This window comes from Ferriphaselus sp. R-1, assembly GCF_000746095.1.
Lineage (GTDB): Bacteria > Pseudomonadota > Gammaproteobacteria > Burkholderiales > Gallionellaceae > Ferriphaselus.
In genome coordinates, this window is sequence record NZ_JQKP01000001.1 from 424154 (window position 1) to 448410 (window position 24257).

Annotated in this window: 22 protein-coding genes and 1 tRNA gene; 12 read left to right on the forward strand and 11 right to left on the reverse strand. The window is 61.8% G+C overall.

The genetic code is table 11. The annotated features are described in order from the left end of the window. Positions 1-51 precede the first annotated feature (51 nt). Entirely contained in the window at positions 52-900 is an 849-nt protein-coding gene (locus DM08_RS02285; protein ID WP_035382952.1) for an HDOD domain-containing protein, read from the forward strand. A 25-nt stretch (positions 901-925) separates the two neighbouring features. On the opposite strand, the gene ffh is transcribed toward DM08_RS02285, so the two are convergent. Beyond that, positions 926-2275, reverse strand: a complete 1350-nt coding sequence (gene ffh, locus DM08_RS02290; protein WP_035382953.1) for a signal recognition particle protein — start codon at positions 2273-2275, stop codon at positions 926-928. Positions 2276-2329: 54 nt separating this feature from the next. Between ffh and ccsA the strand changes: the two genes are divergently transcribed. Then, complete coding sequence (ccsA, locus tag DM08_RS02295) at positions 2330-3142, forward strand: cytochrome C assembly family protein (protein WP_035382954.1); 813 nt, start codon at positions 2330-2332, stop codon at positions 3140-3142. Positions 3143-3202: 60 nt separating this feature from the next. Here ccsA and DM08_RS02300 read toward each other — a convergent pair. Both DM08_RS02300 and DM08_RS02305 read right to left on the reverse strand, forming a co-directional pair. Beyond that, positions 3203-3292: transfer RNA gene (locus DM08_RS02300), tRNA-Ser, on the reverse strand. A 313-nt stretch (positions 3293-3605) separates the two neighbouring features. Continuing rightward, complete coding sequence (locus DM08_RS02305; RefSeq protein WP_035382955.1) at positions 3606-3977, reverse strand: Mth938-like domain-containing protein; 372 nt, start codon at positions 3975-3977, stop codon at positions 3606-3608. 123 nt (positions 3978-4100) lie between these two features. On the opposite strand from DM08_RS02305, the gene DM08_RS02310 reads away from it, so the two are divergent. From DM08_RS02310 to DM08_RS02330, 5 genes are all read left to right on the forward strand, one after another. Beyond that, entirely contained in the window at positions 4101-5354 is a 1254-nt protein-coding gene (locus tag DM08_RS02310; RefSeq protein WP_035382956.1) for a pyridoxal phosphate-dependent aminotransferase, read from the forward strand. A 102-nt stretch (positions 5355-5456) separates the two neighbouring features. Then, on the forward strand, positions 5457-6770 hold the full coding sequence (locus DM08_RS02315) for a homoserine dehydrogenase (protein WP_035382957.1): 1314 nt from the start codon (positions 5457-5459) through the stop codon (positions 6768-6770). Between the two features lie 115 nt (positions 6771-6885). Then, on the forward strand, positions 6886-8319 hold the full coding sequence (gene thrC, locus DM08_RS02320; protein WP_035382958.1) for a threonine synthase: 1434 nt from the start codon (positions 6886-6888) through the stop codon (positions 8317-8319). Between the two features lie 130 nt (positions 8320-8449). Next, positions 8450-9355, forward strand: a complete 906-nt coding sequence (locus DM08_RS02325) for an AEC family transporter (RefSeq protein WP_035382959.1) — start codon at positions 8450-8452, stop codon at positions 9353-9355. Between the two features lies 1 nt (position 9356). Next, positions 9357-9962: an SAM-dependent methyltransferase gene (locus tag DM08_RS02330; protein WP_035382960.1), complete on the forward strand. Its 606-nt coding sequence runs from the start codon at positions 9357-9359 to the stop codon at positions 9960-9962. Between the two features lie 135 nt (positions 9963-10097). Here the strand turns inward: DM08_RS02330 and DM08_RS02335 are convergent, their stop codons facing one another. From DM08_RS02335 to mutL, 8 genes are all read right to left on the reverse strand, one after another. Next, entirely contained in the window at positions 10098-10850 is a 753-nt protein-coding gene (locus tag DM08_RS02335; RefSeq protein WP_035382961.1) for a class I SAM-dependent methyltransferase, read from the reverse strand. A gap of 75 nt (positions 10851-10925) precedes the next feature. Next, on the reverse strand, positions 10926-13088 hold the full coding sequence (locus tag DM08_RS02340) for a putative bifunctional diguanylate cyclase/phosphodiesterase (RefSeq protein ID WP_051937737.1): 2163 nt from the start codon (positions 13086-13088) through the stop codon (positions 10926-10928). Between the two features lie 91 nt (positions 13089-13179). Continuing rightward, positions 13180-14226: a hypothetical protein gene (locus tag DM08_RS02345; protein WP_035382962.1), complete on the reverse strand. Its 1047-nt coding sequence runs from the start codon at positions 14224-14226 to the stop codon at positions 13180-13182. Positions 14227-14281: 55 nt separating this feature from the next. Beyond that, the gene (locus DM08_RS02350) at positions 14282-15310 is read right to left on the reverse strand and encodes a GGDEF domain-containing protein (RefSeq protein WP_035382963.1); all 1029 of its coding nucleotides are present in this window, start codon (positions 15308-15310) and stop codon (positions 14282-14284) included. A gap of 127 nt (positions 15311-15437) precedes the next feature. Further along, on the reverse strand, positions 15438-15665 hold the full coding sequence (locus tag DM08_RS02355) for a hypothetical protein (RefSeq protein ID WP_035382964.1): 228 nt from the start codon (positions 15663-15665) through the stop codon (positions 15438-15440). Next, positions 15644-16078, reverse strand: coding sequence for a thioredoxin TrxC (gene trxC, locus DM08_RS02360; protein WP_035382965.1), 435 nt, complete (start codon positions 16076-16078; stop codon positions 15644-15646). Before trxC ends, DM08_RS02355 begins: the two co-directional genes overlap by 22 nt. Before the next feature lie 42 nt (positions 16079-16120). Further along, a complete protein-coding gene (locus DM08_RS02365) occupies positions 16121-16630 on the reverse strand; it encodes a hypothetical protein (protein WP_035382966.1) in 510 nt (169 codons plus the stop codon). Positions 16631-16676: 46 nt separating this feature from the next. Beyond that, positions 16677-18452 carry a DNA mismatch repair endonuclease MutL gene (mutL, locus tag DM08_RS02370; protein ID WP_035382967.1) on the reverse strand — a complete coding sequence of 592 codons (1776 nt, stop codon included), beginning with the start codon at positions 18450-18452 and terminating at the stop codon, positions 16677-16679. 145 nt (positions 18453-18597) lie between these two features. On the opposite strand from mutL, the gene DM08_RS02375 reads away from it, so the two are divergent. The 5 genes from DM08_RS02375 (at position 18598) to pntB (ending at position 24237) form a co-directional block, all read left to right on the forward strand. Then, positions 18598-18834, forward strand: coding sequence for a hypothetical protein (locus DM08_RS02375; RefSeq protein WP_035382968.1), 237 nt, complete (start codon positions 18598-18600; stop codon positions 18832-18834). 226 nt (positions 18835-19060) lie between these two features. Beyond that, complete coding sequence (locus DM08_RS02380; protein ID WP_035382969.1) at positions 19061-19498, forward strand: four-helix bundle copper-binding protein; 438 nt, start codon at positions 19061-19063, stop codon at positions 19496-19498. 155 nt (positions 19499-19653) lie between these two features. Next, complete coding sequence (gnd, locus tag DM08_RS02385) at positions 19654-21099, forward strand: decarboxylating NADP(+)-dependent phosphogluconate dehydrogenase (RefSeq protein WP_035382970.1); 1446 nt, start codon at positions 19654-19656, stop codon at positions 21097-21099. Between the two features lie 123 nt (positions 21100-21222). Beyond that, on the forward strand, positions 21223-22809 hold the full coding sequence (locus tag DM08_RS02390; RefSeq protein ID WP_035382971.1) for a Re/Si-specific NAD(P)(+) transhydrogenase subunit alpha: 1587 nt from the start codon (positions 21223-21225) through the stop codon (positions 22807-22809). Positions 22810-22821: 12 nt separating this feature from the next. Then, positions 22822-24237 (forward strand): Re/Si-specific NAD(P)(+) transhydrogenase subunit beta, encoded by a 1416-nt coding sequence (gene pntB / locus DM08_RS02395; protein ID WP_035383069.1) that lies wholly within the window; start codon positions 22822-22824, stop codon positions 24235-24237. The last annotated feature ends 20 nt before the right edge of the window (positions 24238-24257 follow it).

A 24257-nucleotide genomic window follows, 5' to 3' on the forward strand; every position in this document is an offset into this window, starting at 1 on the left:
CTTTGCATGGCGGCTGCCGTTAGATGGGCAGATGGTCAGGGGGAGCTTGGTATGAGACAAGGTATGCGGGGAGTGGATGACTGGGTGGCGTTCCTGAGCAAAGCCGATATTCCGGTGCTCAAGCGCACTGGGCGTGAGCTCGCGGTGTTGCGTCAGGATCCGGAGAAGTTGGGTGCCCGCAAGGTCGCCGAGGTCATTTCGCGGGACCCGTTGATGACCGTCAAGCTGTTGCGTTACCTCCAGTCACACAGAAGCCGGAACCAGACCAACGATGTGCTCGTGGTCGAGCAGGCGTTGATCATGCTTGGGCTGGACGTGTTCTTCAACCGGGTTCCAGCCGAACACTCGGTGGAGGAGGTGCTGCATACCCATCTTGATGCACTGACCAGTTTGTTGCATGTGGTGCATCGCGCTCATCGTGCCTCCGGCTATGCCCGTGAATGGGCCGTACTCCATCTGCATGACATGCATTATGAGGAGGTACGCATCGTTGCGCTGCTGCATGATTTGGCCGAGATGCTGATGTGGTGTTTCGAGCCCGAGGCGATGCTGGAAATCCGGCATATCCAACAACACGACAAGGCATTGCGCAGCCGGGACGTGCAGAAACAGGTGCTGGGGTTTCCCTTGATCGAGTTGCAGCACGAGCTCGCGAAGGCGTGGAACCTGCCCGAGCTGCTGTTGAGTTTGAACGACACTGAGCATTCCCGCCATCCGCGCGTCCGCAACGTGGAGCTGGCGATCAATCTGGCGCGCCACTCGGCCAACGGCTGGGATGATGCCGCCCTGCCGGACGATTACAAGGATATCGGTGAGTTGATTCGCATGTCGGCAGACGAGGTCATGGCCATGGTGGCGATGGAGTCGGGGGCCGCCTGCGACCTGAGTCGTCCCCACTGAACAGGCGACGCATCGGGAGTGCGGCTCAGCGCATTCCCGGCATCATGCCCTTCATGCCGCGCATCATCTTGGCGATGCCGCCCTTGCTGAACATCTTCATCATCTTTTGCGTCTGCTCGAACTGGCTGAGCAGTTGATTGACGTGCATCACCTGCACGCCCGCGCCCATCGCGATGCGACGCTTGCGGCTGGCCTTGATGAGCTCCGGCTTGGCACGCTCCAGCGGGGTCATGGAATTGATGATGCCTTCGATGCGGTTGATGGCCTTGTCGTCCACCTTGGCTCCGGCGGCGGCCTGCGACAGCTGGGCCGGTAGCTTGTCCATCATGGCGGACATGCCGCCCATCTTGCGCATCTGCACGATCTGCATCTTGAAGTCGTTGAGGTCGAAGCCCTTGCCGCTCTGCACCTTCTTGGCCAGCTTCTGCGCCTCTTCCACATCGACTTCGCGCTGCGCTTCCTCGATCAGCGACAACACGTCGCCCATGCCCAGCACGCGTTGCGCCATGCGGTCGGGGTGGAAGGCTTCGAGGCCGGTCATCTTTTCGCTCACGCCGACGAACTTGATCGGCTTGCCGGTCACGTGACGCACCGACAGCGCCGCGCCGCCGCGTGCATCGCCGTCCAGCTTGGTGAGCACCACGCCGGTGAGCGGCAGCGCCTCGCCGAAGGCTTTGGCGGTGTTGACGGCATCCTGGCCGGTCATGGCATCGACCACGAACAGCGTCTCGATCGGCTTCATCGCGGCATGGAGCTGCTTGATCTCGTCCATCATCGCCTCGTCGATGGCCAGACGACCGGCGGTATCGACGATCAGCACGTCGTGATAATGGCGGCGCGCCCAGTCATGCGCGGCACGGGCGATATCGACCGGCTTCTGGCTCAGGTCGGAGGGGAAGAAGTCGATCTCCAGTTGCAGCCCCAGGGTGCGCAGTTGCTCGATCGCCGCCGGGCGGTACACGTCGCAGGAGACCAGCAGCACCTTCTTTTTCTGTTGGTCGCGCAGCAGCTTGGCCAGCTTGCCGGTGGTCGTCGTTTTACCGGCGCCTTGCAGACCCGCCATCAGGATCACGGCGGGCGGCACGGTGTTGAAGTTCAGCCCGGCGTTCTCCTCGCCCATCAGCTTGGTCAGCTCGCGGTGCACCACGCCGATGAAGGCCTGTCCCGGCGACAGGCTGCCGATGACTTCCTGACCCAGCGCGGCCTCTTTCACCTGGCCGATGAACTGCTTCACTACGGGCAGCGCCACGTCGGCTTCTAGCAGGGCCAGACGCACTTCGCGCAGCGCGTCCTGGATGTTGGTTTCGCTCAGGCGCGCTTGTCCGCGCAGGTTCTTGATGACACCGGAGAGGCGGCTGGTCAGGTTGTCTAGCATGGCGATTTCGGAGATGGTGTAGAATTCCGCGCAGTCTAATCATCCTGACCTGAAATGTCGAACCTTGATCTCTATTTGCTGACTTTTTTGTTGTACGGCGCCTTGGCGGTGTTCTTTTGGCGTGCGCAGATGCGGGGTGAGGGTGAGGCGCTGAACCGCAGTCTCATCGGCCATCTGGTGCTGGTGCCTTTGCTGACACAGGGTTATTTGTTGTCACATAGCCTGCGCATGCTGGGGGAGTTCAACTTCGGGCTGGCCAACGCCGTATCGCTCATTCTGTGGCTGACCATGCTGGTGTACTGGCTGGCGCGCTTCTTCTACCCGATCTGCAGTTTGCAAACCTTGGTGTTGCCGCTGGCCGCCGTCGGCGTGATGTTGCCCGCCTTGTTCCCGGCGCTGCATCCGCTCGATTACACGGTGACCCTGGCCTTTGAGGCACACATCGCAGCGGCCATGCTGGCTTACAGCCTGCTCACCATCGCGGTGCTGCATGCCGTTATCATCTCCAGCGTGGAGAAGCGCCTGCATCATGGCAGCCTGCCCGCGCTGCTGCGCAATTTGCCGCCGCTGCTGGTGATGGAAAGCCTGCTGTTCCGCATCATCGGCATCGGCTTCGTCGTGCTCACCTTCACCTTGGCTTCCGGCATGATGTTCTCCGAACAAGTGTTCGGCAAACCCTGGGAATTCAGCCACAAGACCGTGTTTGGCCTGCTTTCCTGGGCGGTGTTCGCCATCCTGCTGGTCGGCCATCATGTCTATGGCTGGCGTGGTCGCACCGCCGTGCGCTGGACTGTGGGCGGTTTCGCTTCCCTGTTGCTTGCTTACATCGGAACACAGTTCGTCTTGCAGATCCTACTGCACCGCTGACCCCGCAGAGTAGGGTGGTGCAAAAAGCAACGGCCCCGATCGACGGGGCCGTTTTGATTCTGGCGGAAGCTGTGAGATTCGAACTCACGGAGGACTTGCGTCCTCGGCAGTTTTCAAGACTGCTGGTTTAAACCACTCACCCAAGCTTCCAGATTTTGTACTACGCACTCAGGCGGCAGTTTTGGCTTCGGCATCACATTGGCTGCGCAAATATGAGCCTGCACCGCCATAAGCTGCTGTGCAGCGTATGGTCAAGACTGCTGGTTTAAACCACTCACCCAAGCTTCCAGATTGTGTACTACGCACTCAGGCGGCAGTTTTGGCTTCGGCATCACATTGGCTGGGCCAATATGAGCCTGCACCGCCATAAGCTGCTGCGCAGCGTATGGTCAAGACTGCTGGGTTAAACTACCAACCCAAGCTTCCGTATTTTTGCGGCGCGTATGGTAACCGAAACCGGGGCTCAGCGCATCAGTACGGCGGCGATGACGTGGCGGTCTTCGGCGACGAGGATGTTGTAGGTGCGGCAGACGGCGGCGGTGTCCATGAACTCGACCCCGATGCGGGCCTCGATCAGGGCGCGATACAGGCGCGGATGGGCGAAGCGTTGCTGGCTGCCGCTGCCGAGCAGCAGAACCTCAGGTTTTAGTTCGAGAAAGTAGTCGAAATCGGCGGCGGTGAGCGCGTCGAAGTCGTCCACTTTCCAGTCGCTACGCACCTGTCCGGCCATCACCACCAGCGATTGCTCGTAGCGCTGGCCATTGACCGACACGTAACCATCGCCGTGGCCGGTGAAGATGTTCTGGTTGCCGTTCGAGGCGAGGTGTAGCTTCACTGCGGTCTCCATTTGCTGTAGGGGGCGCTGGCGCGGTAAAATCGCGGCCTTTGTAGCCGGGTACGCCCAAGGCGGCGGATTTTACACCGCCTGCCGCACCGGCTGTTGATTTGAAAGAGTGCGATGACTTCCGAAAATACGAGCCCGACCGCGCGTCCGGTGCTGAAATCCGCCAAGCTGGCCAACGTCTGCTACGACATCCGTGGCCCGGTGATGGCGCGCGCCAAGCAGATGGAGGAAGACGGCCATCGCATCATCAAGCTGAACATTGGCAACCTGGCCCCGTTCGGCTTCGAGGCACCCGAAGAGATCCAGCAGGACGTGATCCACAACCTGCCGAATTCCTCTGGTTACTCCGATTCCAAGGGCCTGTTCGCAGCACGCAAGGCCATCATGCACTACAGCCAGCAGAAGGGCATCAAGGGCGTGGGCATGGAAGACATCTACATCGGCAACGGCGCGTCCGAGCTGATCGTGATGGCGATGCAGGGCCTGCTCAACACCGGCGACGAAGTGCTGGTGCCCGCGCCCGACTATCCGCTGTGGACGGCGGCGGTGACGCTGGCGGGCGGCACGCCGCGCCATTACATCTGCGACGAGGCGAACGAGTGGATGCCCGATCTGGCTGACATGCGCAGCAAGATCACGCCGAACACGCGCGCCATCGTCATCATCAACCCGAACAACCCGACCGGGGCGCTGTATTCCGACGAGCTGCTGCACGAGATCATCGCGATCGCCCGCGAGCACAGCCTGATCGTCTTCGCCGACGAGATCTACGACAAGATGCTGTACGACGGCGCGACGCACACGTCCATCGCCTCGCTGGCCGAGGATGTGCTGTTCGTCACCCTGAACGGCCTGTCCAAGAACTACCGTGCCTGCGGCTACCGCGCCGGCTGGATGATCGTCTCCGGCAACAAGAAGCCGGCGCAGGATTACCTCGACGGCCTGACCATTCTGGCTTCGATGCGCCTGTGCTCCAACGTGCCGGGCCAGTTTGCCATCCAGACCGCGCTGGGCGGCTATCAGAGCATCAACGATCTGGTCGCCCCCGGCGGTCGTCTGGCCAAGCAGCGTGATCTGGCGTACAAGCTGCTGACCGACATCCCCGGCGTGACCTGCGTCAAGCCCAAGGCGGCGCTGTACCTGTTCCCCAGACTTGATCCGGAGATGTATCCCATCGAGGACGACCAGAAGTTCATCCTCGAACTGCTGGAAACCGAGAAGGTGCTAGTGGTGCAGGGCAGCGGTTTCAACTGGAAGAGCCCGGACCATTTCCGCGTGGTGTTCCTGCCGAACGCCGACGACCTGGAAGAGGCCATCGCCCGCATCGCCCGCTTTCTGGAAAGCTATCGCAAGCGGCACGGAAAATAACCCGGTTGTGAGACGTAAGACGTAAGTCATGAGTTAAATCCGCGCAGCGGACAAAACCAACTTACGTCTCACGTCTCACGACTAATAACTTAGGAATCACACATGAAGCCAATCAACGTAGGTCTACTCGGTATCGGTACTGTCGGCGGTGGCACGTTCACCGTTTTGCAGCGCAACGCGGAAGAGATCGCGCGCCGCGCCGGTCGTCCCATCCGCATCACCGTGGTGGCCGACCGCAATCTGGAGCATGCCAAGACCGTCACCGGCGGCGCTTGCCGCGTCACCGACGATGCCTACTCGGTGGTGAACGACCCGGAAGTGGACATCGTCATCGAGCTGATCGGCGGCTACGGCGTGGCCAAGGAGTTGGTGCTGAAGGCCATCGCCAACGGCAAGCACGTGGTCACCGCCAACAAGGCGCTGCTGGCCGTGCATGGCAACGAGATCTTCAAGGCCGCGCAGGACAAGGGCGTGATGGTCGCCTTCGAGGCGGCGGTAGCAGGCGGCATTCCCATCATCAAGGCGCTACGCGAAGGCTTGAGCGCCAACCGCATTGAGTGGATCGCGGGCATCATCAACGGCACGACCAATTTCATCTTGTCCGAAATGCGCGACAAGGGCTTGAGCTTCGACACCGTGCTGAAAGAAGCACAGCGTCTGGGCTACGCCGAAGCCGATCCCACCTTTGACATCGAAGGCGTGGACGCGGCGCACAAGGCCACCATCCTCTCCGCGCTGGCCTTCGGCATCCCGGTGCAGTTCGACAAGGCCTACGTCGAAGGCATCTCCAAACTGGACGCCGCCGACATCAAATACGCCGAGCAACTGGGCTACCGCATCAAACTGCTGGGCATCGCCAAGCGCACCGACGAAGGCGTGGAACTGCGCGTGCATCCCACCCTGATCCCGGCCAAGCGCTTGATCGCCAACGTCGAAGGCGCGATGAACGCCGTGCTGGTACAGGGCGACGCCGTCGGCGCGACCTTGTATTACGGCAAGGGCGCGGGCGCGGAACCCACCGCTTCCGCCGTGATCGCCGACCTGGTCGACGTGACCCGCATGCACACGGCCGACCCGCAGAACCGCGTCCCGCACCTGGCCTTCCAGCCCGATGCCATGGCCGACCTGCGCATCCTGCCGATGGACGAAATCACCACCAGCTACTACCTGCGTCTGCGCGTGCAGGACAAACCGGGCGTGCTGGCCGACATCACCCGCATCCTGGCCGACGAAGCCATCTCCATCGACGCCGTGATCCAGAAAGAACCCGGCGAAGGCGAGACTCAGACCGATTTGATCCTGCTGACGCACCAGACCCGCGAGAAGCGCATCAATGCCGCCATCGCCAAGATCGAAGCGCTGGGCGTGGTGGCAGGCAAGGTCACCAAGCTGCGGTTGGAAGAGTTGGGCAAGTAATCAAACTCCCCTCGCCCGCAGGCGGGAGAGGGGCTGGGGGAGAGGGGCTCTGAGCGTCTACCCTCTCCCTAGCCCTCTCCCTGCAAGGGAGAGGGGACTGACTAGGTAGATCAAAATGAAATACATCTCCACCCGTGGCAATTCGCCCGCCAAAACTTTCACCGAGATTCTGCTCGGCGGTCTCGCGCCGGACGGCGGGCTGTATTTGCCGGAAGCCTATCCGCAGGTGACGCACGCCGAGTTGGATGCTTGGCGCGGCCTGTCTTACGCCGAGCTGGCGTTCGCGGTGCTGTCGAAGTTCGCTACCGACATTCCATCTGACGATCTGCGCGCCATCGTGAGCAAGACTTACACCGCCGAGGTGTACAGCAATGGCCGCGCCGACAGCAATGCTGCCGACATCACGCCGCTGCGCAAGGTGAGCGAGGGTGTGTACATTCTGGAGCTGTCCAACGGTCCGACGCTGGCGTTCAAGGACATGGCGATGCAGTTGCTGGGCAACTTGTTCGAGTACGCGCTGGGCAAGCAGAACGCCGAGCTGAACATTCTCGGCGCGACTTCGGGCGATACCGGCTCCGCCGCCGAATATGCGATGCGCGGCAAGCAAGGCATCCGCGTGTTCATGCTGTCGCCAGAAGGCAAGATGTCCAGCTTCCAGCGCGCGCAGATGTACTCGCTGCAAGACCCGAACATCTTCAACATCGCCATCCACGGCTTCTTTGACGACGCGCAGGACTTGGTCAAGGCGGTGTCCAACGACCACGCTTTCAAGGCGCAGTACAAGATCGGCACGGTGAATTCGATCAACTGGGCGCGCGTGTCGGCGCAGGTGGTGTACTACTTCAAGGGTTATTTCGCCGCGACGCAATCCAACGACGAGCAGGTGGCGTTCTCGGTGCCGTCAGGCAACTTCGGCAACATCTGCGCCGGGCACATCGCGCGCATGATGGGCTTGCCCATCGGCCAGTTGATTCTGGCGACCAACGAAAACGACGTGCTGGACGAGTTCTTCATGACCGGCACGTACCGCCCGCGCGATACGAAGCACACTTACGAGACCAGCAGCCCGTCGATGGATATTTCCAAGGCCTCCAACTTCGAGCGTTTCGTGTTCGATCTGGTGGGCCGCGATGCCGCCAAGGTGCGCGAGTTCTGGGGCGCGGTGGACCGTGGCGGCTCGTTCGACATCAAGGGCTCGGACGCCTGGCATGATTTGCCCAAGTTCAAGTTCTCTTCCGGCAAGAGCACGCACGAAGACCGCCTGAAGACCATCCGCGAGATGTGGCAGGAATACGGCGTGATGGTGGACACGCACACCGCCGACGGCCTCAAGGTCGGCATCGAACAGCGCCGTCCCAGCCTGCCGTTGATTTGTCTGGAAACCGCGCTGCCCGCCAAGTTTGCCGAGACCATCGAGGAAGCGCTGGGTCGCCAGCCGGAACGTCCCGCCAAGCTGGAAGGCATCGAAGCCCTGCCGCAACGCTGCGAGGTGATGGAGCCGGACGTGGTGAAACTCAAGGCCTTCATTGCCGCGAACGCGCCGGTGTAAGGCCGTCATTCCCGCGCAAGCGGGAATCCAGCCAGAAAGACATCCGGCAAAGCCGACCATGACAGGTGTTGCCCGCTACGCGGAATTATTCGGACTAACTGGATTCCCGCTTGCGCGGGAATGACGCTCCATGAACAACCTCCTGCTCCTCATCCTCTGTTTCATCGCCGGTGTGTTGTTGCGCCGTTCGCGGCGGATGCCGGACAACGCGCCGGCGACGCTGAACAGCTTCATCATCCACGTCTCGCTGCCTGCGCTGACGCTGCTCTATATCCATAATCTGAAACTGTCCGGCGATGTGTTGCTGGTAGGCGCGATGGCCTGGCTGGTGTTCGGGCTGTCGTTCGTGTTTTTCCGCGCCGTGGGGCGCTGGCTGGCGCTGCCGCGCGCCACGGTCGGCGCGCTGATTCTGGTCGGCGGGTTGGGCAACACCTCGTTCTTCGGCCTGCCCATGGTTGAAGCGTTCTACGGCGCGTCTGGCCTCACCACCGCCATCGTCGCCGACCAACTCGGCTCGTTCTTCGCGCTTTCCATCCTCGGCATCACCGTGGCGGGCATCTATTCCTCCGGGCGACCGACGGCGGCGCAGATCGTGCAGCGCATCGCGCTGTTTCCGCCGTTCATCTCGCTGTGCGTGGCGCTGCTGCTGATCCCGCTGGACTATGCCGACTGGTTCACCGTGCTGCTGAAACGTCTCGGCGACACCCTCGCGCCGCTGGCGCTGCTCTCCGTCGGTCTGCAACTGAGGTTGGGCCACCTCGCCGAACATCGCCGCAACCTGGCGCTGGGACTGGGATTCAAGCTCATCCTCGCGCCGCTGGCGGTGTATCTGCTCTACGTGCCGCTACTGGGCGCGCACGGCCAGGCCATCCAGGTGACGCTGTTCGAGGCGGCCATGCCGCCGATGATCACCGCCGCCATCGTCGCCAGCGAACACGAGCTCGACCCGGAGCTGTCCACCTTGATGGTGGCGGTCGGGCTGATTATTTCCTTCTTCACACTCGGCGGCTGGTGGTGGCTGCTGCAAGGAGTCTGACATGGCTTATGTTTGGGACGAACGCTACGCGGGCGAGCACTATCATTTCGGCACCGAGCCGAACGCCTTCCTGCTGACCCAGCGCGACCGGCTCAAGCCCGGCATGACATGCCTGGCCGTGGCCGACGGCGAGGGGCGCAACGGTGTCTGGCTGGCGGAGCAGGGGCTGGAGGTGCTGGCGGTGGACAACTCGCCGGTCGCGCTGGAAAAAGCGCGCCGCCTCGCGCAGCAACGCGGTGTGGCGTTGCAAATCGAACTGGCTGACCTGCTCGATTGGGACTGGAGCGGGCACCGCTTCGATGCCGTCGTCGCCATCTTCATCCAGTTCGCCCCACCCGGCATGCGTGAGCAACTCTTTGCCGACCTCAAACGCTGCCTCAAGCCCGGCGGCCTGCTGCTGCTCCAGGGCTACACCCCGCGCCAGCTCGACTACAAAACCGGCGGCCCTTCTCAGGTCGAAAATCTCTACACCGCAGACCTGCTACGCGCACAGTTCGCCGACATGGACATCCTTCACCTCGCCGAACACGACAGCGTCATCCACGAAGGCGTGGGGCATGACGGCATGTCGGCGTTGATTGATCTGGTGGCGAGGAAGGCGGGGTAACAGCAGGGCTGGAGGTTGAGAACGGCATGAAAAACGCCCCGCCTGCCTGAGCAAGCGGGGCGTTTTGCTTTCTGGAAGACTGGTTGCACCGTTCATCCTTCGACAGGCTCAGGACGAGCGGAGTCGTGCTTTCTTTCAATCCTCAAACCTCCCCACCTGCAAGAACAGCGGCCAGTCGATCTGCAGCGCTTCCATTTCCGGCCAGTGCGGGGCGATGGCCTGTTCAAAGTCGGCGACGGGATCGCGGCCGGTGGCGGTTTGGTAGCGGCCGACGGCGGACCAGCTGCGCAGGTAGCCGAGCAGTTGTGGCCGTCGCCAGGTTTGCTGCATGGCGAAGTCGGGGGCGGGCAGGCGGGGGAAGGGGAACGGTAGGTCGCGGTAGCCGCTTTCCACGTGGAGACGTTCCGGCGGCCAATATGTGCCTAGGGTGTCCTCGTAGAACACTTCCAACAGGCGCTGGATGTCCGGCTGGCCGATGTGCAAACGGTTGTAGCCCCAGACGGCGAGGAGCCCGTGTGGTTTGAGCACGCGCCGCGCTTCGGCGTAGAAGCGGTCTAGGTCGAACCAGTGCAAGGCCTGGGCGACGATGATGAGGTCCACTGAACGTGACGGCAGGCCGCTGTCGTGCGCCGGAGCGATGCGGCGGGTGACGTTGTCCGGCGCGGGGGCGGCGGCGAGTTGCGCGGCGCTCAGGTCGCTCGCCAACACGTGCCGGAAGCGCTGCGCCAGCGGCAACGTGGCCTGGCCGCTGCCGGCGCCGCAATCCCAGGCCAATTCTTGCGCAGGCGCAGCGGTGGCCAGCCAGTCGAACAGCTCGGCGGGATAAGTGGGGCGGAACGCCGCATACTGTTTAGCCAGCGGTGTGAAGTGGTCGGCGGGGGCGCTCATCGAAGTCTCCGGACGAAGGTCGCGGCTATGGTAGCGCGGATCGGCAGGTGGGGTGGCGTGCGCGATGTGCCAAGCTCACGGTTGCGAGGCGGTCGTCTTGCCCATCCCGCTCAGGATCAACTGCTCGAACGCTGCATATGGCAAGGGTTTGCTGAAGTAGTAGCCCTGGAACGTAGTGCAGCCGATGACGCGAAGACTCTGGACGTGTGCTTGCGTTTCCACGCCTTCCGCGATCACATTCAGCCCGAAGTTGTGCGCCATGTCGATGATGGTCTTTACCATGATGGCATCGTCTTCGCTGTTGTCGATGTCGCGCACGAAGCTCTGGTCGATCTTCACCTGATCGAGCGGCAGTTTCTTCAGGTAAGAGAGCGACGAGTAGCCGGTGCCGAAGTCATCCAGTGACAGCGTTACGCCAATCTGATCACGCAGGATGTACATCTTCTCGATGACTTGCGTCATTTCTTGCAGGGCGATGCTTTCGGTCAACTCCAGCTTCAGCCGATCTGGCCGGATGGCATGCCTTGCGATGGCTTGTGATACCCGCAGGACGAAGTCGTCCTGTTTGAACTCAAGGCTGCTGACGTTGATGGCGACCACCAGTCCGGCAAATTCGGCGTGTTTTTGCCAGACGGCCAGTTGTCGACAGGCTTCGTTCAGCGTCCACAGACCGATTTCGATGATGAGGCCGCTGCTCTCGGCGATGGGGATGAACTGGATTGGCTGCACCATTCCTTGGGTCGGATGTCGCCAACGTATCAGTGCTTCGGCACCGACAGCTGTCCCGGCGCCGCCGACCTGGACTTGATAATGCAATTCAAACTGATGGCCGGACAGTGCGTCGCGCAGGTCCGATTCAAGCCGGAGCTTGTTTTCCGCTGAACGCTGCAGGTCGGCATCAAAATGGCAGACGCGGTTTCTGCCGCGCTCCTTGGCCTGGTACATGGCCGTGTCGGCTCGCTTGAGTACTGTATCCTGCGAGTCGCTCATTCCATCGAACAGATACAAACCGATGCTGGGTGAGGTGAGATGGATGTGCTCGCTGATTTGGACTGGGGAATTCAGCACGGAGCGGATCTTTTCGGCGACGATAGAGGCGTGCTGGGTAGCCTCTTCCGGCGTGCTGCCCATGTTTTGCAGGATTACCACGAACTCGTCCCCACCAAGCCGCGAGACCGTGTCAACTTCCCGGACGCATAGTCGCAGACGTTTGGCGACTTTGATGAGCAGTCTGTCACCGTACTCGTGGCCTTTGGTGTCGTTCAGGCTCTTAAAATTGTCCAGATCGAGATAGAGCAGGGCGCTGAACATCTGGTCGCGCGCGGTCTGGGCAAACGACTGCCCCAGCCTATCCATGAATAGCCGCCGGTTGGGTAGCCCGGTCAGGGCATCGTAGAACGCAAGATTGCGTATCTCGGCTTCATTGCGTTTGCGTTCGCTGATGTCGGCAAAGATTGCGACATAGTTGGTGATGGTGCCACTGTGGTCGCGGACTGCGCTGATGGTGGTCTGTTTGGGATAGACCTGTCCATTCTTGCCCCGATCCCAAAGCTCACCTTTCCATGTCCCGTGCTCGGCCAATTGTTTCCAGAGTGCGGTGAAGAAGGGTTGGTCGTGCACCCCGGAATTGAGCAGGCTGGGATTCTTGCCCAGTACCTCCTGCTCGCTGTAGCCGGTGATGCGCTCGAAGGCTGGATTGACCCGAACGATGTGTACCTGGGCATCCGTGATCAGGATCGCCTCGTGGGTGTTGAATGCCGTGGCAGCCAGACTCAACTTGTCGTTGGCAGCGTATAGCTCCAGGTGAGAGGCTTCCAATTCATCGATCAGTCGTTGTTTCTCAGTTTCGGACTGCTGCACCAATGACAGTTGTTGGTATGCGTCCCGGCGAAAAAGGTGCATCTGTTGGATGGTGATGGAGACGATCAAGCCGTCCATCATGAAGATCAAGTTTGGTAACAGCCCCAGCTTTATAGACTCGTGACTGAAAGACGAAAAGGGCGGGAAAAAGAAGTAAGTGGCGAGTATCACGCCGAGGAAGTTGGTCAGCAGGCCGGAATAGTAACCGCCCAAGATGGCGGACAACGCTACGGCGGGAAAGAACGTGATGTATTGAATCCCGGCTTCGGGAGGAGCGATCAGCCACCGAATGGATAGTGCGAGGAGGGCAAGCAGCAGACTGGTAGCGATCGGCCAGAGAATGGGACGGGCGGATTGAGCTTGCCAGATGATTTGCATCCAGCGCCCAACCCACGCCCATGCCTCGATCGGGGGAGGCACCGTTTTCGGCACAGATATCTCAGTGAATGCCATCAGGGATGCGGTTCCTCTACGCCACCAGGTCGATCTGCTGGGCGGTGCCGGCGGTACCGTTCTCGTTCAGCACCACGCCGGTGTTGCGCACGCTGCCCAGGGTCTGATTGGCGGTGTTTTTCACGTCGAAGGGCGTGGCGACAGAGGCCAGCGAGATCGCGCCCACGCCAGTGTCGGCGAGGCTGGCGAGTTGGCCGCCGCCCTTGCCGTCCTGCGTCCACACCTTGAGTTGCTTGAACACCGGGTCGGCTTCGTCTATCCAGCCGTTCTGGTCACTGTCGTATTTGGCCAGATCGGCAAAGCCGTTGCCGCTGGCGGTGCCGAACAGTTCCTTGCCGTTGTTGACCTTGCCGTCGGCATTCAGGTCCAGCGCCAAGTAGCCGCTGCCGGAGGCAAGGGTGGCGATCTGCTCGTTCTGGCCGTCGCTGTTGAGGTCGAAGCTGAAGCGCTGGTCGGTGAGTTGGGCCGCCGTGCCGTTGAAGTTGATGACCAGCGGGTCGGTCTTGCGCACCGCGTCACCCAGCCGGATGCTTTCGCTGCTGGTTTCGCTGTACTGCCGGGCCATGGCCAGATCGAGCTTGAAGCTGATCTCCTTGCCGTCGCTGGTCTTGATGGTGCCGCTGGCATGCAGGGTGGTCTGCTCGGATTCGCTGTACGTCTCGGTACGGTCGTACTCCACGCCATAACCGGCGGGGCGTTGTGGCGGTTGCGCCGCAGGCGTGGCCGTGCCGGTCGCGGTATCGCCAGCAGTTGCGCTCCCCTGACTTTCCGGCTGGTACAGCCTCACCTTGTGGCCGGTCAGGGCCTCGACCAGCGAGATAAGCAGTTGCATCTTTGGCTGGGTCTGCGCGTCTTGGGTGGCTTGTTCAATCGCGTTCGCATCACTGGATTGACGTGCACGGGCCGCATCGGAAATGTTCACGGTAGTTCTGGGCGGCGGGGGTGCCTCGCCACGTTGCGCTGGCCGCTGACCGACCCACATGCGCAGCGATTCCTTGACTTCCGTTTGCCGGGTCTGGGTGTGGCTGGACTGCAAGTCCAGCGTCGAGTTGGCGATTTTCATGGCGACCTCCGCAGTGAGCGTTGCTCATCTGTTATCGGCGGCAACCCGCGCTGCTTTAGGGGCTCTTGTGACCGAAGACCGTGGTGCGGTTGCGACCGCCCTGCTTGGAAACGTACAAGGCCTGATCGGCCTGGTCCATCATGGTCGTCAGATCGCCATGGTAGCTGGCGATACCGATCGAGATGGTGATGCCGCCGATAGGCTCCTGCGCGTCCTGACGGCGGATCTTGCTTTTCTCTATAGCCAGGCGGATCTGCTCGGCCACGACGTGCGCACCCTCGATGGTGGTCTCGGGGAGCAGCACGCCGAACTCTTCTCCCCCCAGCCTGGCCACCACGTCCTGCCCCTTGACCTTGGTCTTGAGCAGGCTGCCCAACGCCTGGATGACTTTGTCGCCGAACAGGTGGCCGAACGTGTCGTTGATCTTTTTGAAGTGGTCGATGTCCAGCATCAGCATGCAGATGCCCCGGGCGACGATGGCCGAATCGTCTAGCAGCACCTGAGTCGCGGCCTCGAAGCCGCGCCGGTTGGCTACCCCGGTGAGCGGGTCGGTCAGTGCGGCACCCTGGGCGGATTTCAACTCCCGGTTCAGCTTCTCGACTTCTTGCTTGCTGGCCTCCAGCTGCGACTGCAAGTGCTGCATGGAGTCGTGCAACTTGTGGGTGTCCTTGCTCATGTTGCCGATCAGGGTTTCGAGCTTGCCCAGGTCCAGGTCGGGACGCAGCGAATCGTTGTAGGTTTGCAGGCTGTTGCCGAATTGACTGACTTGCTGATCGGCTTGTTCGGCAAAGTTGGCGACCTTGCCCAGCAACTGTTGCATGCCATCGCGGAACGCTTGTTCGGCCTTATGTCCGGTCTCCGAGATGAACTGGCTGTACAGATGGTCTATCACATCGTCGTCCAGCTTTTTGCCGGAACTCAGCAAATGGTTCATGGTGGCGGACAACCCTGGGTTGATGCCTGCCAGATGCTCATACCACACGGTATAGTTCAGTGGTGCGAAGGTCGCCGGATGGGCCGCCATCTTCTGGATGACCAGGCGCAGGATCTCGCTACTGGTACCTCGCTCTTGCTCGTATTTCATCGCCTTGCTCCCCTCCTCGGGATACGTTCGCCAAGATACGGGAAACACGCGGCGCTTCCCGGCCTGAAGTTCTTATGGTGCGAAACCCTACTCCAAGTCCCTACTATCGACAAGATGCATCAGAAATTCAGGGCGCAGTGCGATTTTTCCGTTCCAGTTCATCGCGGTAGGCATCATAGCTTGGTAGTGGTGTAGACAGGGTGCGCTCACGGGGAGACTTCACTACCTCTTGCTGCTGCTTGATGCCTTCGTAGATGGCGCGGTAGGGGTTGGCGGTGCAGCCGGTCAGCATGACGATGGCCAACAGGTACCAGCGGGTGCGCTGTGTGCGCGTTAAACCCTGGAGCGGACCCAATTGACTATCCCTCCCGCATCCATCGCTCCGGCGTGGAGCGGCACTTCGCGCCCGCCCCTGAACAGAGCCAGCGTGGGGATGCTGCGGATGTTGTATTGCGCGGCCAGCCTTTGGGCTTCCTCGGTATTAACCTTGGCCAGGCGGACGTTCGGCTCCAGCCGCTGTGCTGCCTGGGCGTAGGCCGGAGCCATCATCCGGCACGGGCCGCACCAGGGTGCCCAGAAATCCACCAGCAGCGGGATGTCGTTGCGGCTGAGGTGGCGCTCGAAATCGCCTTCGTTCAGTTCGCTAGGGTGGCCGGAGAACAGGGCCTGCTTGCACTTGCCGCAAGTCGGCTGATCGCCCAGCTTGTCCGCCGGGACACGGTTGATCGCCGCGCAATGCGGGCAAACGATGTGGGTTGCTTCAGTCATTTTCCGCCGCCCCTGTTTATTGAAGCATGCATAAACTTTGTATTACTGTTGAAGCAAATCGTTCATTCGCTTTAGATAAGCTGCAGCTGCCTCTGAGCCCCGTTTTTTTGCTACGGCATCCAGCAGTTTTTGCTGCAGAGGTTCCAAGTCTGCCAGATTGGTGGCTTGCTCCAGCTTTAGTACGTTGATGAAGGTTGTTAGCCCAAAGAAATGGGGAATTTGCACAACTAAAAATGCATAGAGTCGGGCGAATGGGGTGTCTTGCAGCAGCGAGGTTAGCGGCAGATCGAGCTCTGGAACGCCGAGTGCTTTGCCTATCTGTTGACTGTCTGCAACTGTTCCGAGACCGGTGACTTCCAGATAGCCATCTGCAACCAAGCGCTCTAGTAGGTCGATATTGCTGGCGGCTATCATATTTATCAGCTCGTCAGCAGTTCGCTGTCCATCTGCCATTAGTAACAGGTTTCGCTCGGTTCGTGACAGCGCATGATTCGACAAAGACAGAGTGCTTTTGCCCAAGGCTGATTTGTTCAAGATAACCGCATGATCCATAAGTGGAGTCCTTTCCTGTGGTTGTCGGTCGATACTGTGCCGGGGATTATTGCCCGCGCATGAACATCGCGTCCAGCTCCGCCAGCGTGAGCTGGAACCAGGTCGGGCGGCCATGGTTGCACTGGTCGGCGCGTTCGGTCTGTTCCATGTCGCGCAGCAGGCCGTTCATCTCGGCCAGCGTCAGCTGGCGGTGGGCGCGCACGGCGCTGTGACAGGCCAGCGTCGCCAGGAGTTCATTGCGGCGCTCGGTCAGCGCGCGGCTGATGCCGAACTCGCGCAGCTCGTGCAGCACCTCGCGCGCGGCGGCTTCGGCCTGAGATTGCTTGAGCAGCGCGGGCATGGCGCGCACCGCCAGCACAGTGGGTGAGATTGGCGCGAGGTCGAAACCGAGTTGGCGCAGCGCGTTCTGCGCGTCCTCGGCGGTGGCGATGTCCAAGGCCTCGGCGGCGAAGGTCACCGGAATCAGCAAGGGCTGGGTCGGAATGCCTTGCGCGTCGAACGCGGTCTTCAGCCGTTCATACACGATGCGCTCGTGCGCGGCGTGCATATCGACCACGATCAGCCCGTGCGCGTTCTGCGCCAGGATGTAGATGCCGGAAAGCTGGGCCAGGGCGAAACCTAGCGGCGGTGCGCCGTGTTCTGCGGGTTCGGCGGGCGGCGTGATCTGCGGCGCGGACGGGGGCGGAGCATCGCGGCGACCGAACAGCGCGTCGTAAAAAGCCAGTGGCTCGGCAGTCTGTAGCGACATGGCCTGCTGGCGCGGCGGCAGCCAGGAACTGGCAGCGGGCGTGGCCTGACTGGCGGGCGCGGATGCCGAAGGCGCTGCTGCCTCGCGCTCAGGTGCGGCCAGTGCGTCCTGCACGGTATGGAACAGGAAGGAATGGATCGCCTGGCTGTCGCGGAAGCGCACCTCGCTCTTGGCCGGATGCACGTTCACGTCCACCCGTTCCGGCGGCAACTCCAGGAACAGCACAAAGGCCGGATGGCGCTGGCCGTGCAGGATGTCCTGGTAAGCCTGACGCAGAGCGTGGCTGGACACCTTGTCGCGGATGAATCGGCCATTGACGAAGAAATACTGCGCGTCGCGGTTGCTGCGCGAATAGGCGGGCAGGGCGGCCAGGCCGGTGAGGGTGAAGCCCGCCGCCTGGCGTTCCACCGCCACCGCAGCTTGCCCGAACTCGTCGCCCAGGATCGCGGCGACGCGCCCGGCGGGCGTGTGCGCGGGCAGTTGCCAGATAGTCTTGCCGTTGTGAGTCAGGCTGAAACTGATCCCGGGATGCGACAGCGCGATGCGGCGGAACACCTCCTCGCACCAGGCGAATTCGGTCGGTTCCGACTTGAGGAACTTGCGCCGCGCCGGAGTGTTGAAGTACAGCTCTCGGAGCTCGATGCTGGTGCCGAGCGGAAGCGCGGCGGGCGCGGGTGCGGAGATATGGCCGTCCAGCGCTTCGACCTTCCAGCCGTGCGCCTCCTGCGCGGTGCGGCTGGTCAGGGTCAGTTGCGCCACCGCCGCCATGCTGGCCAGCGCCTCGCCGCGAAACCCCATGCTGGCGACGCATTGCAGGTCGTCCAGCGTGGCGATCTTGCTGGTGGCATGGCGCTGCAAGGCCAGCGCCAGCTCATCCCTGGCGATGCCGCCGCCGTTGTCGCGCACGCGCAGCAGTTTGATGCCGCCGCTCTCCAGTTGCACCGCGATGTCGGTCGCGCCCGCGTCCAGACTGTTTTCCATCAACTCCTTGAGCGCCGAAGCCGGGCGGTCGATGACTTCGCCAGCGGCGATCTGGTTGATGAGCAGGTCGGGGAGGGGGCGGATGGTAGACATGGCGGCGATTATAGCGGAAGCCGGGCAGTACTCTGGGGCGGGCGGAACGGCGGATGGTTTCATCGCTTGCATCAAGGAACTAATCCCGACTATTTTAGTCAACGTAAGGTGAGCGACGTGCTCATAATTCATTGAGAGGGTGATTATGCAATTCCAGATCGTGTTGTCCGCATTGTTACTGACCAGTCTGTTCGCGTTGCCGGTGCAGGCGGTGGAGGAGGATGAAAGCAAGAAGCGTCGCTCTTCGTCCAAGCTCGACCAAGGGGCGACCAGGGAGAAAGTGGAGCAACAAGGTGCTTCGGTCAGCCAGTCCGAGCAAGATGTCGAATTCGAAGGGCCGCCTGCCGGAATCTACAAGAATCTCGACCTGAATAGTTTCTGATGGGCAGCGTGAGCAGACCGGGGCACGGTCTGCGCATGGTGTGGTCATGTGGCTGGTAGCCACGCCGGGTCGTGGTGCCACCGCCATCCGGGTTGCGAAATGGCGTGGTGAGGGTAGACTGTGATCCGTTGTCCGGGCAAAGCAGCCCGGACCGTTTGGGCCGGGGTGGTTGGCCCGGTTACCATCGTTCACCCAGCCCGCTGGGCATCCTCTAAGGAGAAATATCATGAATCGTAGGGAAATGTTGATGGGTACGGCAGCAATGGCGGCAACGCTGACTGCTGGCCGTGCGTTTGCCGAAGGGCATGAGCATATGGCGCATGACCATGGCAGCAATCCCAATCAGAAGCTGATCGAAGCGGCGGCAGACTGCGTCACCAAGGCACAGCTTTGTCTGAGTCACTGCCTTGTTTCTCTGGGCAAGGGCGAGACCGATCTTGCGGCGTGCGCCAACAGTGCCAGCCAGGTCGAAGCGGCGTGTGCGGCCCTGCAAAAACTGGCCGCGCTCAATTCCAAGCGCCTGGCCGCCTACGCCAAAGTGGCGATGGACATCTGCAAGGACTGCGAGGAAGAGTGCAAGAAGACCGAGAAGCATCCCGAATGCAAGGCATGCATGGAAGCTTGTGCAGCATGCTACAAGGAGTGCAAGAAGCTGGTCGGTTGATCGTTGATCGAGTCAGCACAGGAGGGCGATGCCATGGCATCGCCCTTTTGCATTCCCCGACTCGGAAGAGGCTGTCCGGCTGTCGTCCGGGCTGACTTCTCTCGGGTTCCGCTGTGATAGTATCCGTCGCAATCCAACCCCCAACGAGACGCGCAATGAAAGCAGATATCGGTTTGATCGGTTTGGCCGTGATGGGCCAGAACCTGGTGCTGAACATGAACGACCATGGTTTCAAGGTGGCGGTGTACAACCGCAGCCGCAGCAAGACGGACGAATTCCTGGCGGATGCCGCGAAGGGCACGCAGGTCGTCGGGACGTATAGTTTGGAAGAGCTGGTCGGCAGCCTGAGCTCGCCGCGCAAGGTGATGCTGATGGTCAAGGCTGGTTCCGTGGTGGACGACTACATCGCTCAACTGGTGCCGCTGCTGTCGCCGGGTGACATCATCATCGACGGCGGTAATTCGCTGTTCACCGACAGCAATCGCCGCACCGACGCGCTGAAGGAGCAGGGCATCCTGTTCATCGGCACTGGTGTGTCCGGCGGTGAAGAGGGCGCGCGTCACGGTCCGTCCATCATGCCGGGCGGCAATCCGGCAGCTTGGGCGGCGGTCAAACCCATCTTCCAGGCCATCAGCGCCAAGGCCGACGGCGAACCGTGCTGCGAGTGGGTGGGCGAGCAGGGCGCCGGGCACTACGTCAAGATGGTGCACAACGGCATCGAATACGGCGACATGCAGCTCATCAGCGAAGCCTACCAACTGCTGTCCGAAGGGCTGGGGCTGAGTGCCGACGCGATGCAAGCGGCGTTCGCCGAGTGGAATCGCGGCGTGCTGAGTTCCTACCTGATCGAGATTACCGCCAATATTCTGGGCTACAAGGACACCGACGGCGCGCCGCTGGTGGACAAGATCCTCGATACCGCCGGGCAGAAGGGCACCGGCAAGTGGACGGCGATCAGCGCGCTGGACATGGGCATGCCGCTGACGCTGATCGCGGAATCGGTGTTCGCGCGCTGTTTGTCGGCTCAGAAGGACGAGCGCGTCAAAGCGGCGGCCATCCTGCCCAAGGCGAAAACCGCCTTCTCTGGCGACCAGCAAGCGATGATCGCCGCCGTCGGCGATGCCTTGTACGCGGCCAAAATCATCTCCTATGCCCAAGGCTTCCGCCTGTTGAAGGAAGCGGCGGCGGAATACGGCTGGAAGCTGAATTACGGCGAGATCGCGCTGATGTGGCGCGGCGGTTGCATCATTCGCAGCCAGTTCCTGGGCGACATCAAGGCGGCCTACGAAAAGAATCCCGAACTGGACAATCTGCTGCTGGCCGACTACTTCATCAACGCCATGCGTCAGGCCGAAGCCGGTTGGCGCAAGGCGGTCATCCTCGGCGTAGAACTGGGCATCGCCACTCCGGCGTTCTCCTCGGCGCTGGCCTATTTCGATGGCTACCGCACCGCCCGTCTGCCCGCCAACCTGCTGCAAGCCCAGCGTGACTACTTCGGTGCGCACACTTACGAGCGCGTGGACAAGCCGCGCGGCGAGTTCTTCCACACCGACTGGATCGGCAGCGGCGGCAAGGTGGCCTCGACCACGTATAACGCGTGAGGTGCGGGAGCGCGGCGCGGCAGGTCGCCCATCCCTGCAAAAAGGTCGTATAATCCCGCGCCATAAAAAACAAATCCGCCCGGGTCTTCCGGGCGTTTTTCCAAATACCAGAGGAGAGGCTTCATGCGCATAGGCATACCTGCGGAAACGCGTGCAGGCGAGAAGCGCGTCGCGTCAGTTCCCGAGATCGTTGAGAAACTCATCAAGCTGGGTTTCAGTGTCGCGGTCGAATCAGGCGCGGGTGACGCAGCCAATTTCAGTGACGACAGTTATCGCGCCGCCGGTGCGGAGATCATCGAGGGTGCGGCTGCGTTGTGGGCGGGTGCCGATGTCGTGTTCAAGGTGACTGTCCCGACCCCGGAGGAAGTCGCTCTGATGCGTGCGGGCAGCGTGTTGATCGGCTTCGTCTGGCCCGCGCAGAATCCCGAATTGATGCAGCAACTGGCGGCGCAGAAGGTCACGGTGCTGGCCATCGACTGCCTGCCGCGTATGCTTTCCCGCGCCCAGAAGATGGACGCGCTGACCTCGCAGGCGGGTGTGGCCGGTTATCGCGCTGTGATCGAAGCGGCCAACGTGTTCGGCCGCTTCTTCAACGGCCAGATCACGGCGGCGGGCAAGGTTCCGCCAGCTAAGGTTTTCATCGCCGGTGCCGGTGTGGCCGGTTTGGCCGCCATCGGTGCGGCAGCCGGTCTGGGCGCGATCGTGCGTGCCAACGATACCCGCGCCGAAGTGGCCGACCAGGTCAAGTCGCTGGGCGGCGAGTTCGTCAAGGTCGATTATGAGGAAGAGGGCGGCGGCGGTGGCGGCTACGCCAAGGTGATGTCGGAAGGCTTCCAGCAGGCGCAGCGCGAGATGTACGCGCAGCAGGCGCGCGAAGTGGACATCATCATCACCACGGCGCTGATTCCCGGCAAGCCTGCACCCAGGCTGATCACGGCCGAGATGGTACGAAGCATGAAGCCCGGTAGCGTGATCGTCGATATGGCGGCGGAACGCGGCGGCAACTGCGAGTTGACCGAACCCGGTCAGGTGGTGGTCAAGCACGGCGTGACCATCGTCGGCTACACCGACCTGAATTCGCGCCTGGCCAAGCAATCGTCCACGCTGTACGCCACCAACCTGTTCCGCCTGACCGAAGAGCTGTGCAAGACCAAGGACGGCATCATCAACGTCAACATGGAAGACGATGCGATACGCGGCCTGACGGTCATCAAGGACGGCGAGATCACCTGGCCCGCACCTGCGCCCAAACTGCCTGCCGCTGCGCCCAAGCCTGCCGAGAAGCCGGTCGCCGCACCTGCCGCCAAAGGCCACGGCGCAGCCAGCGAACCGATGTCCGTCGGCTCATTGGCGATGGTGTTCGGGATCGGCGCACTGTTGTTCCTGCTCATCGGCGCGTATGCCCCGGCAGCGTTCCTCGGCCATTTCACGGTGTTCGTGCTGGCCTGTTTCGTGGGTTACATGGTGGTGTGGAACGTCACACCGGCGCTGCACACGCCGCTGATGAGCGTGACCAATGCGATCTCCAGCATCATCGCCATCGGTGCGCTGGTGCAGGTTGCGCCGCCGCAGACCTTCTTGGGCAACTTCATGGATCGCCCCGAGGGCTGGATACGCGGCCTGGCGGTGCTGGCCATCGTGCTGACCGCGATTAATATGTTCGGCGGCTTCGCGGTCACCCGGCGCATGCTGTCTATGTTCCGCAAATAAGGATAAATCATGATGTCTTCAAGTCTGGCGACCGTCTCGTACATCGGCGCGACCATCCTGTTCATTCTGAGCTTGGGCGGGCTGTCCAACCCCGAGTCTTCGCGTCGCGGCAATCTCTACGGCATGATAGGCATGACCCTTGCCGTGCTGGCCACGGTGTTCGGCCCGCGCGTGTCGGCAGCCGGGTTGCCGTGGATCATCGCGGCCATGCTGGTCGGCGGCAGTGTCGGTCTGTACGCCGCGCGCAAGGTGCAGATGACCCAGATGCCGGAACTGGTGGCGCTGATGCATAGCCTGGTCGGTCTGGCCGCATGTCTGGTTGGTTTCGCCAACTACATCGACCCGATGGCCGCGCTGAACCTGTCCAGCGCCGAAAAGGCCATTCACGAGATCGAGACTTACCTCGGCATCCTGATCGGTGCGGTGACGCTGTCCGGTTCCTTGGTGGCTTTCGGCAAGCTGTCCGGCAAGATCGGCGGCAAGCCAGTGTTGCTGCCGGGCCGCCACTTCCTGAATCTGGCGGGCTTGCTGCTGGTCATCGTGTTCGGCTACCAGTTCCTGCATGCTGAATCCGTCAATGCGGGTATGACCGCGCTGACCGTGATGACCGTCATCGCCCTGCTGTTCGGTATCCACATGGTGATGGCCATCGGCGGCGCGGACATGCCGGTGGTGGTGTCCATGCTGAACAGCTACTCCGGCTGGGCGGCGGCGGCCACCGGCTTCATGCTCAACAATGACCTGCTGATCGTCACCGGCGCGCTGGTGGGATCAAGCGGCGCGATCCTGTCCTACATCATGTGCCGCGCGATGAACCGCAACTTCTTCAGCGTGATCGCGGGTGGTTTCGGTGGCGGGGCCCCGGCCAAGAAGTCGGGCGATGTGGCGCAACCGGCGGGCGAGGTCGCGCCCGTCAGCGCTACCGAGACGGCAGAACTGCTGCGCGAGTCCAAGAGCGTCATCATCGTGCCGGGCTACGGCATGGCGGTGGCGCAGGCTCAGCACACGGTCAACGAGATCACCCAGCTGCTGCGCGAGAAGGGTGTCAACGTGCGCTTCGGCATCCACCCGGTGGCGGGCCGTATGCCCGGCCACATGAACGTGCTGCTGGCCGAGGCCAAGGTGCCGTACGACATCGTGATGGAGATGGACGAGATCAATGCCGACTTCCCGGACACCGATGTCGCCATCGTGATCGGTGCGAACGACATCGTGAACCCAGCCGCGCAGGAAGAGCCGGGCAGCCCCATCGCCGGGATGCCGGTGCTGGAAGTGTGGAAGGCCAAGACCTCCATCGTGATGAAACGCAGCATGGCTTCCGGCTATGCCGGCGTGGATAATCCGCTGTTCTACAAGGACAACAACCGCATGCTGTTCGGCGATGCCAAGAAGATGCTGGAAGAGGTCCTCGCGGCGTTGAGAGGGTAGTGGAGCCAGTGACTGGCATG

What these genes read in the sequence shown, in the direction of transcription:
- DM08_RS02285 (WP_035382952.1), top strand. Translation starts at nt 52, where the DNA reads ATGAGACAAGGTATGCGGGGAGTGGATGACTGGGTGGCGTTCCTGAGC.
- ffh (WP_035382953.1), bottom strand. Translation starts at nt 2,275, where the DNA reads ATGCTAGACAACCTGACCAGCCGCCTCTCCGGTGTCATCAAGAACCTG.
- ccsA (WP_035382954.1), top strand. Translation starts at nt 2,330, where the DNA reads ATGTCGAACCTTGATCTCTATTTGCTGACTTTTTTGTTGTACGGCGCC.
- DM08_RS02310 (WP_035382956.1), top strand. Translation starts at nt 4,101, where the DNA reads ATGACTTCCGAAAATACGAGCCCGACCGCGCGTCCGGTGCTGAAATCC.
- DM08_RS02315 (WP_035382957.1), top strand. Translation starts at nt 5,457, where the DNA reads ATGAAGCCAATCAACGTAGGTCTACTCGGTATCGGTACTGTCGGCGGT.
- thrC (WP_035382958.1), top strand. Translation starts at nt 6,886, where the DNA reads ATGAAATACATCTCCACCCGTGGCAATTCGCCCGCCAAAACTTTCACC.
- DM08_RS02325 (WP_035382959.1), top strand. Translation starts at nt 8,450, where the DNA reads ATGAACAACCTCCTGCTCCTCATCCTCTGTTTCATCGCCGGTGTGTTG.
- DM08_RS02330 (WP_035382960.1), top strand. Translation starts at nt 9,357, where the DNA reads ATGGCTTATGTTTGGGACGAACGCTACGCGGGCGAGCACTATCATTTC.
- DM08_RS02335 (WP_035382961.1), bottom strand. Translation starts at nt 10,850, where the DNA reads ATGAGCGCCCCCGCCGACCACTTCACACCGCTGGCTAAACAGTATGCG.
- DM08_RS02340 (WP_051937737.1), bottom strand. Translation starts at nt 13,088, where the DNA reads ATGCAAATCATCTGGCAAGCTCAATCCGCCCGTCCCATTCTCTGGCCG.
- DM08_RS02345 (WP_035382962.1), bottom strand. Translation starts at nt 14,226, where the DNA reads ATGAAAATCGCCAACTCGACGCTGGACTTGCAGTCCAGCCACACCCAG.
- DM08_RS02350 (WP_035382963.1), bottom strand. Translation starts at nt 15,310, where the DNA reads ATGAAATACGAGCAAGAGCGAGGTACCAGTAGCGAGATCCTGCGCCTG.
- trxC (WP_035382965.1), bottom strand. Translation starts at nt 16,078, where the DNA reads ATGACTGAAGCAACCCACATCGTTTGCCCGCATTGCGCGGCGATCAAC.
- DM08_RS02365 (WP_035382966.1), bottom strand. Translation starts at nt 16,630, where the DNA reads ATGGATCATGCGGTTATCTTGAACAAATCAGCCTTGGGCAAAAGCACT.
- mutL (WP_035382967.1), bottom strand. Translation starts at nt 18,452, where the DNA reads ATGTCTACCATCCGCCCCCTCCCCGACCTGCTCATCAACCAGATCGCC.
- DM08_RS02375 (WP_035382968.1), top strand. Translation starts at nt 18,598, where the DNA reads ATGCAATTCCAGATCGTGTTGTCCGCATTGTTACTGACCAGTCTGTTC.
- DM08_RS02380 (WP_035382969.1), top strand. Translation starts at nt 19,061, where the DNA reads ATGAATCGTAGGGAAATGTTGATGGGTACGGCAGCAATGGCGGCAACG.
- gnd (WP_035382970.1), top strand. Translation starts at nt 19,654, where the DNA reads ATGAAAGCAGATATCGGTTTGATCGGTTTGGCCGTGATGGGCCAGAAC.
- DM08_RS02390 (WP_035382971.1), top strand. Translation starts at nt 21,223, where the DNA reads ATGCGCATAGGCATACCTGCGGAAACGCGTGCAGGCGAGAAGCGCGTC.
- pntB (WP_035383069.1), top strand. Translation starts at nt 22,822, where the DNA reads ATGTCTTCAAGTCTGGCGACCGTCTCGTACATCGGCGCGACCATCCTG.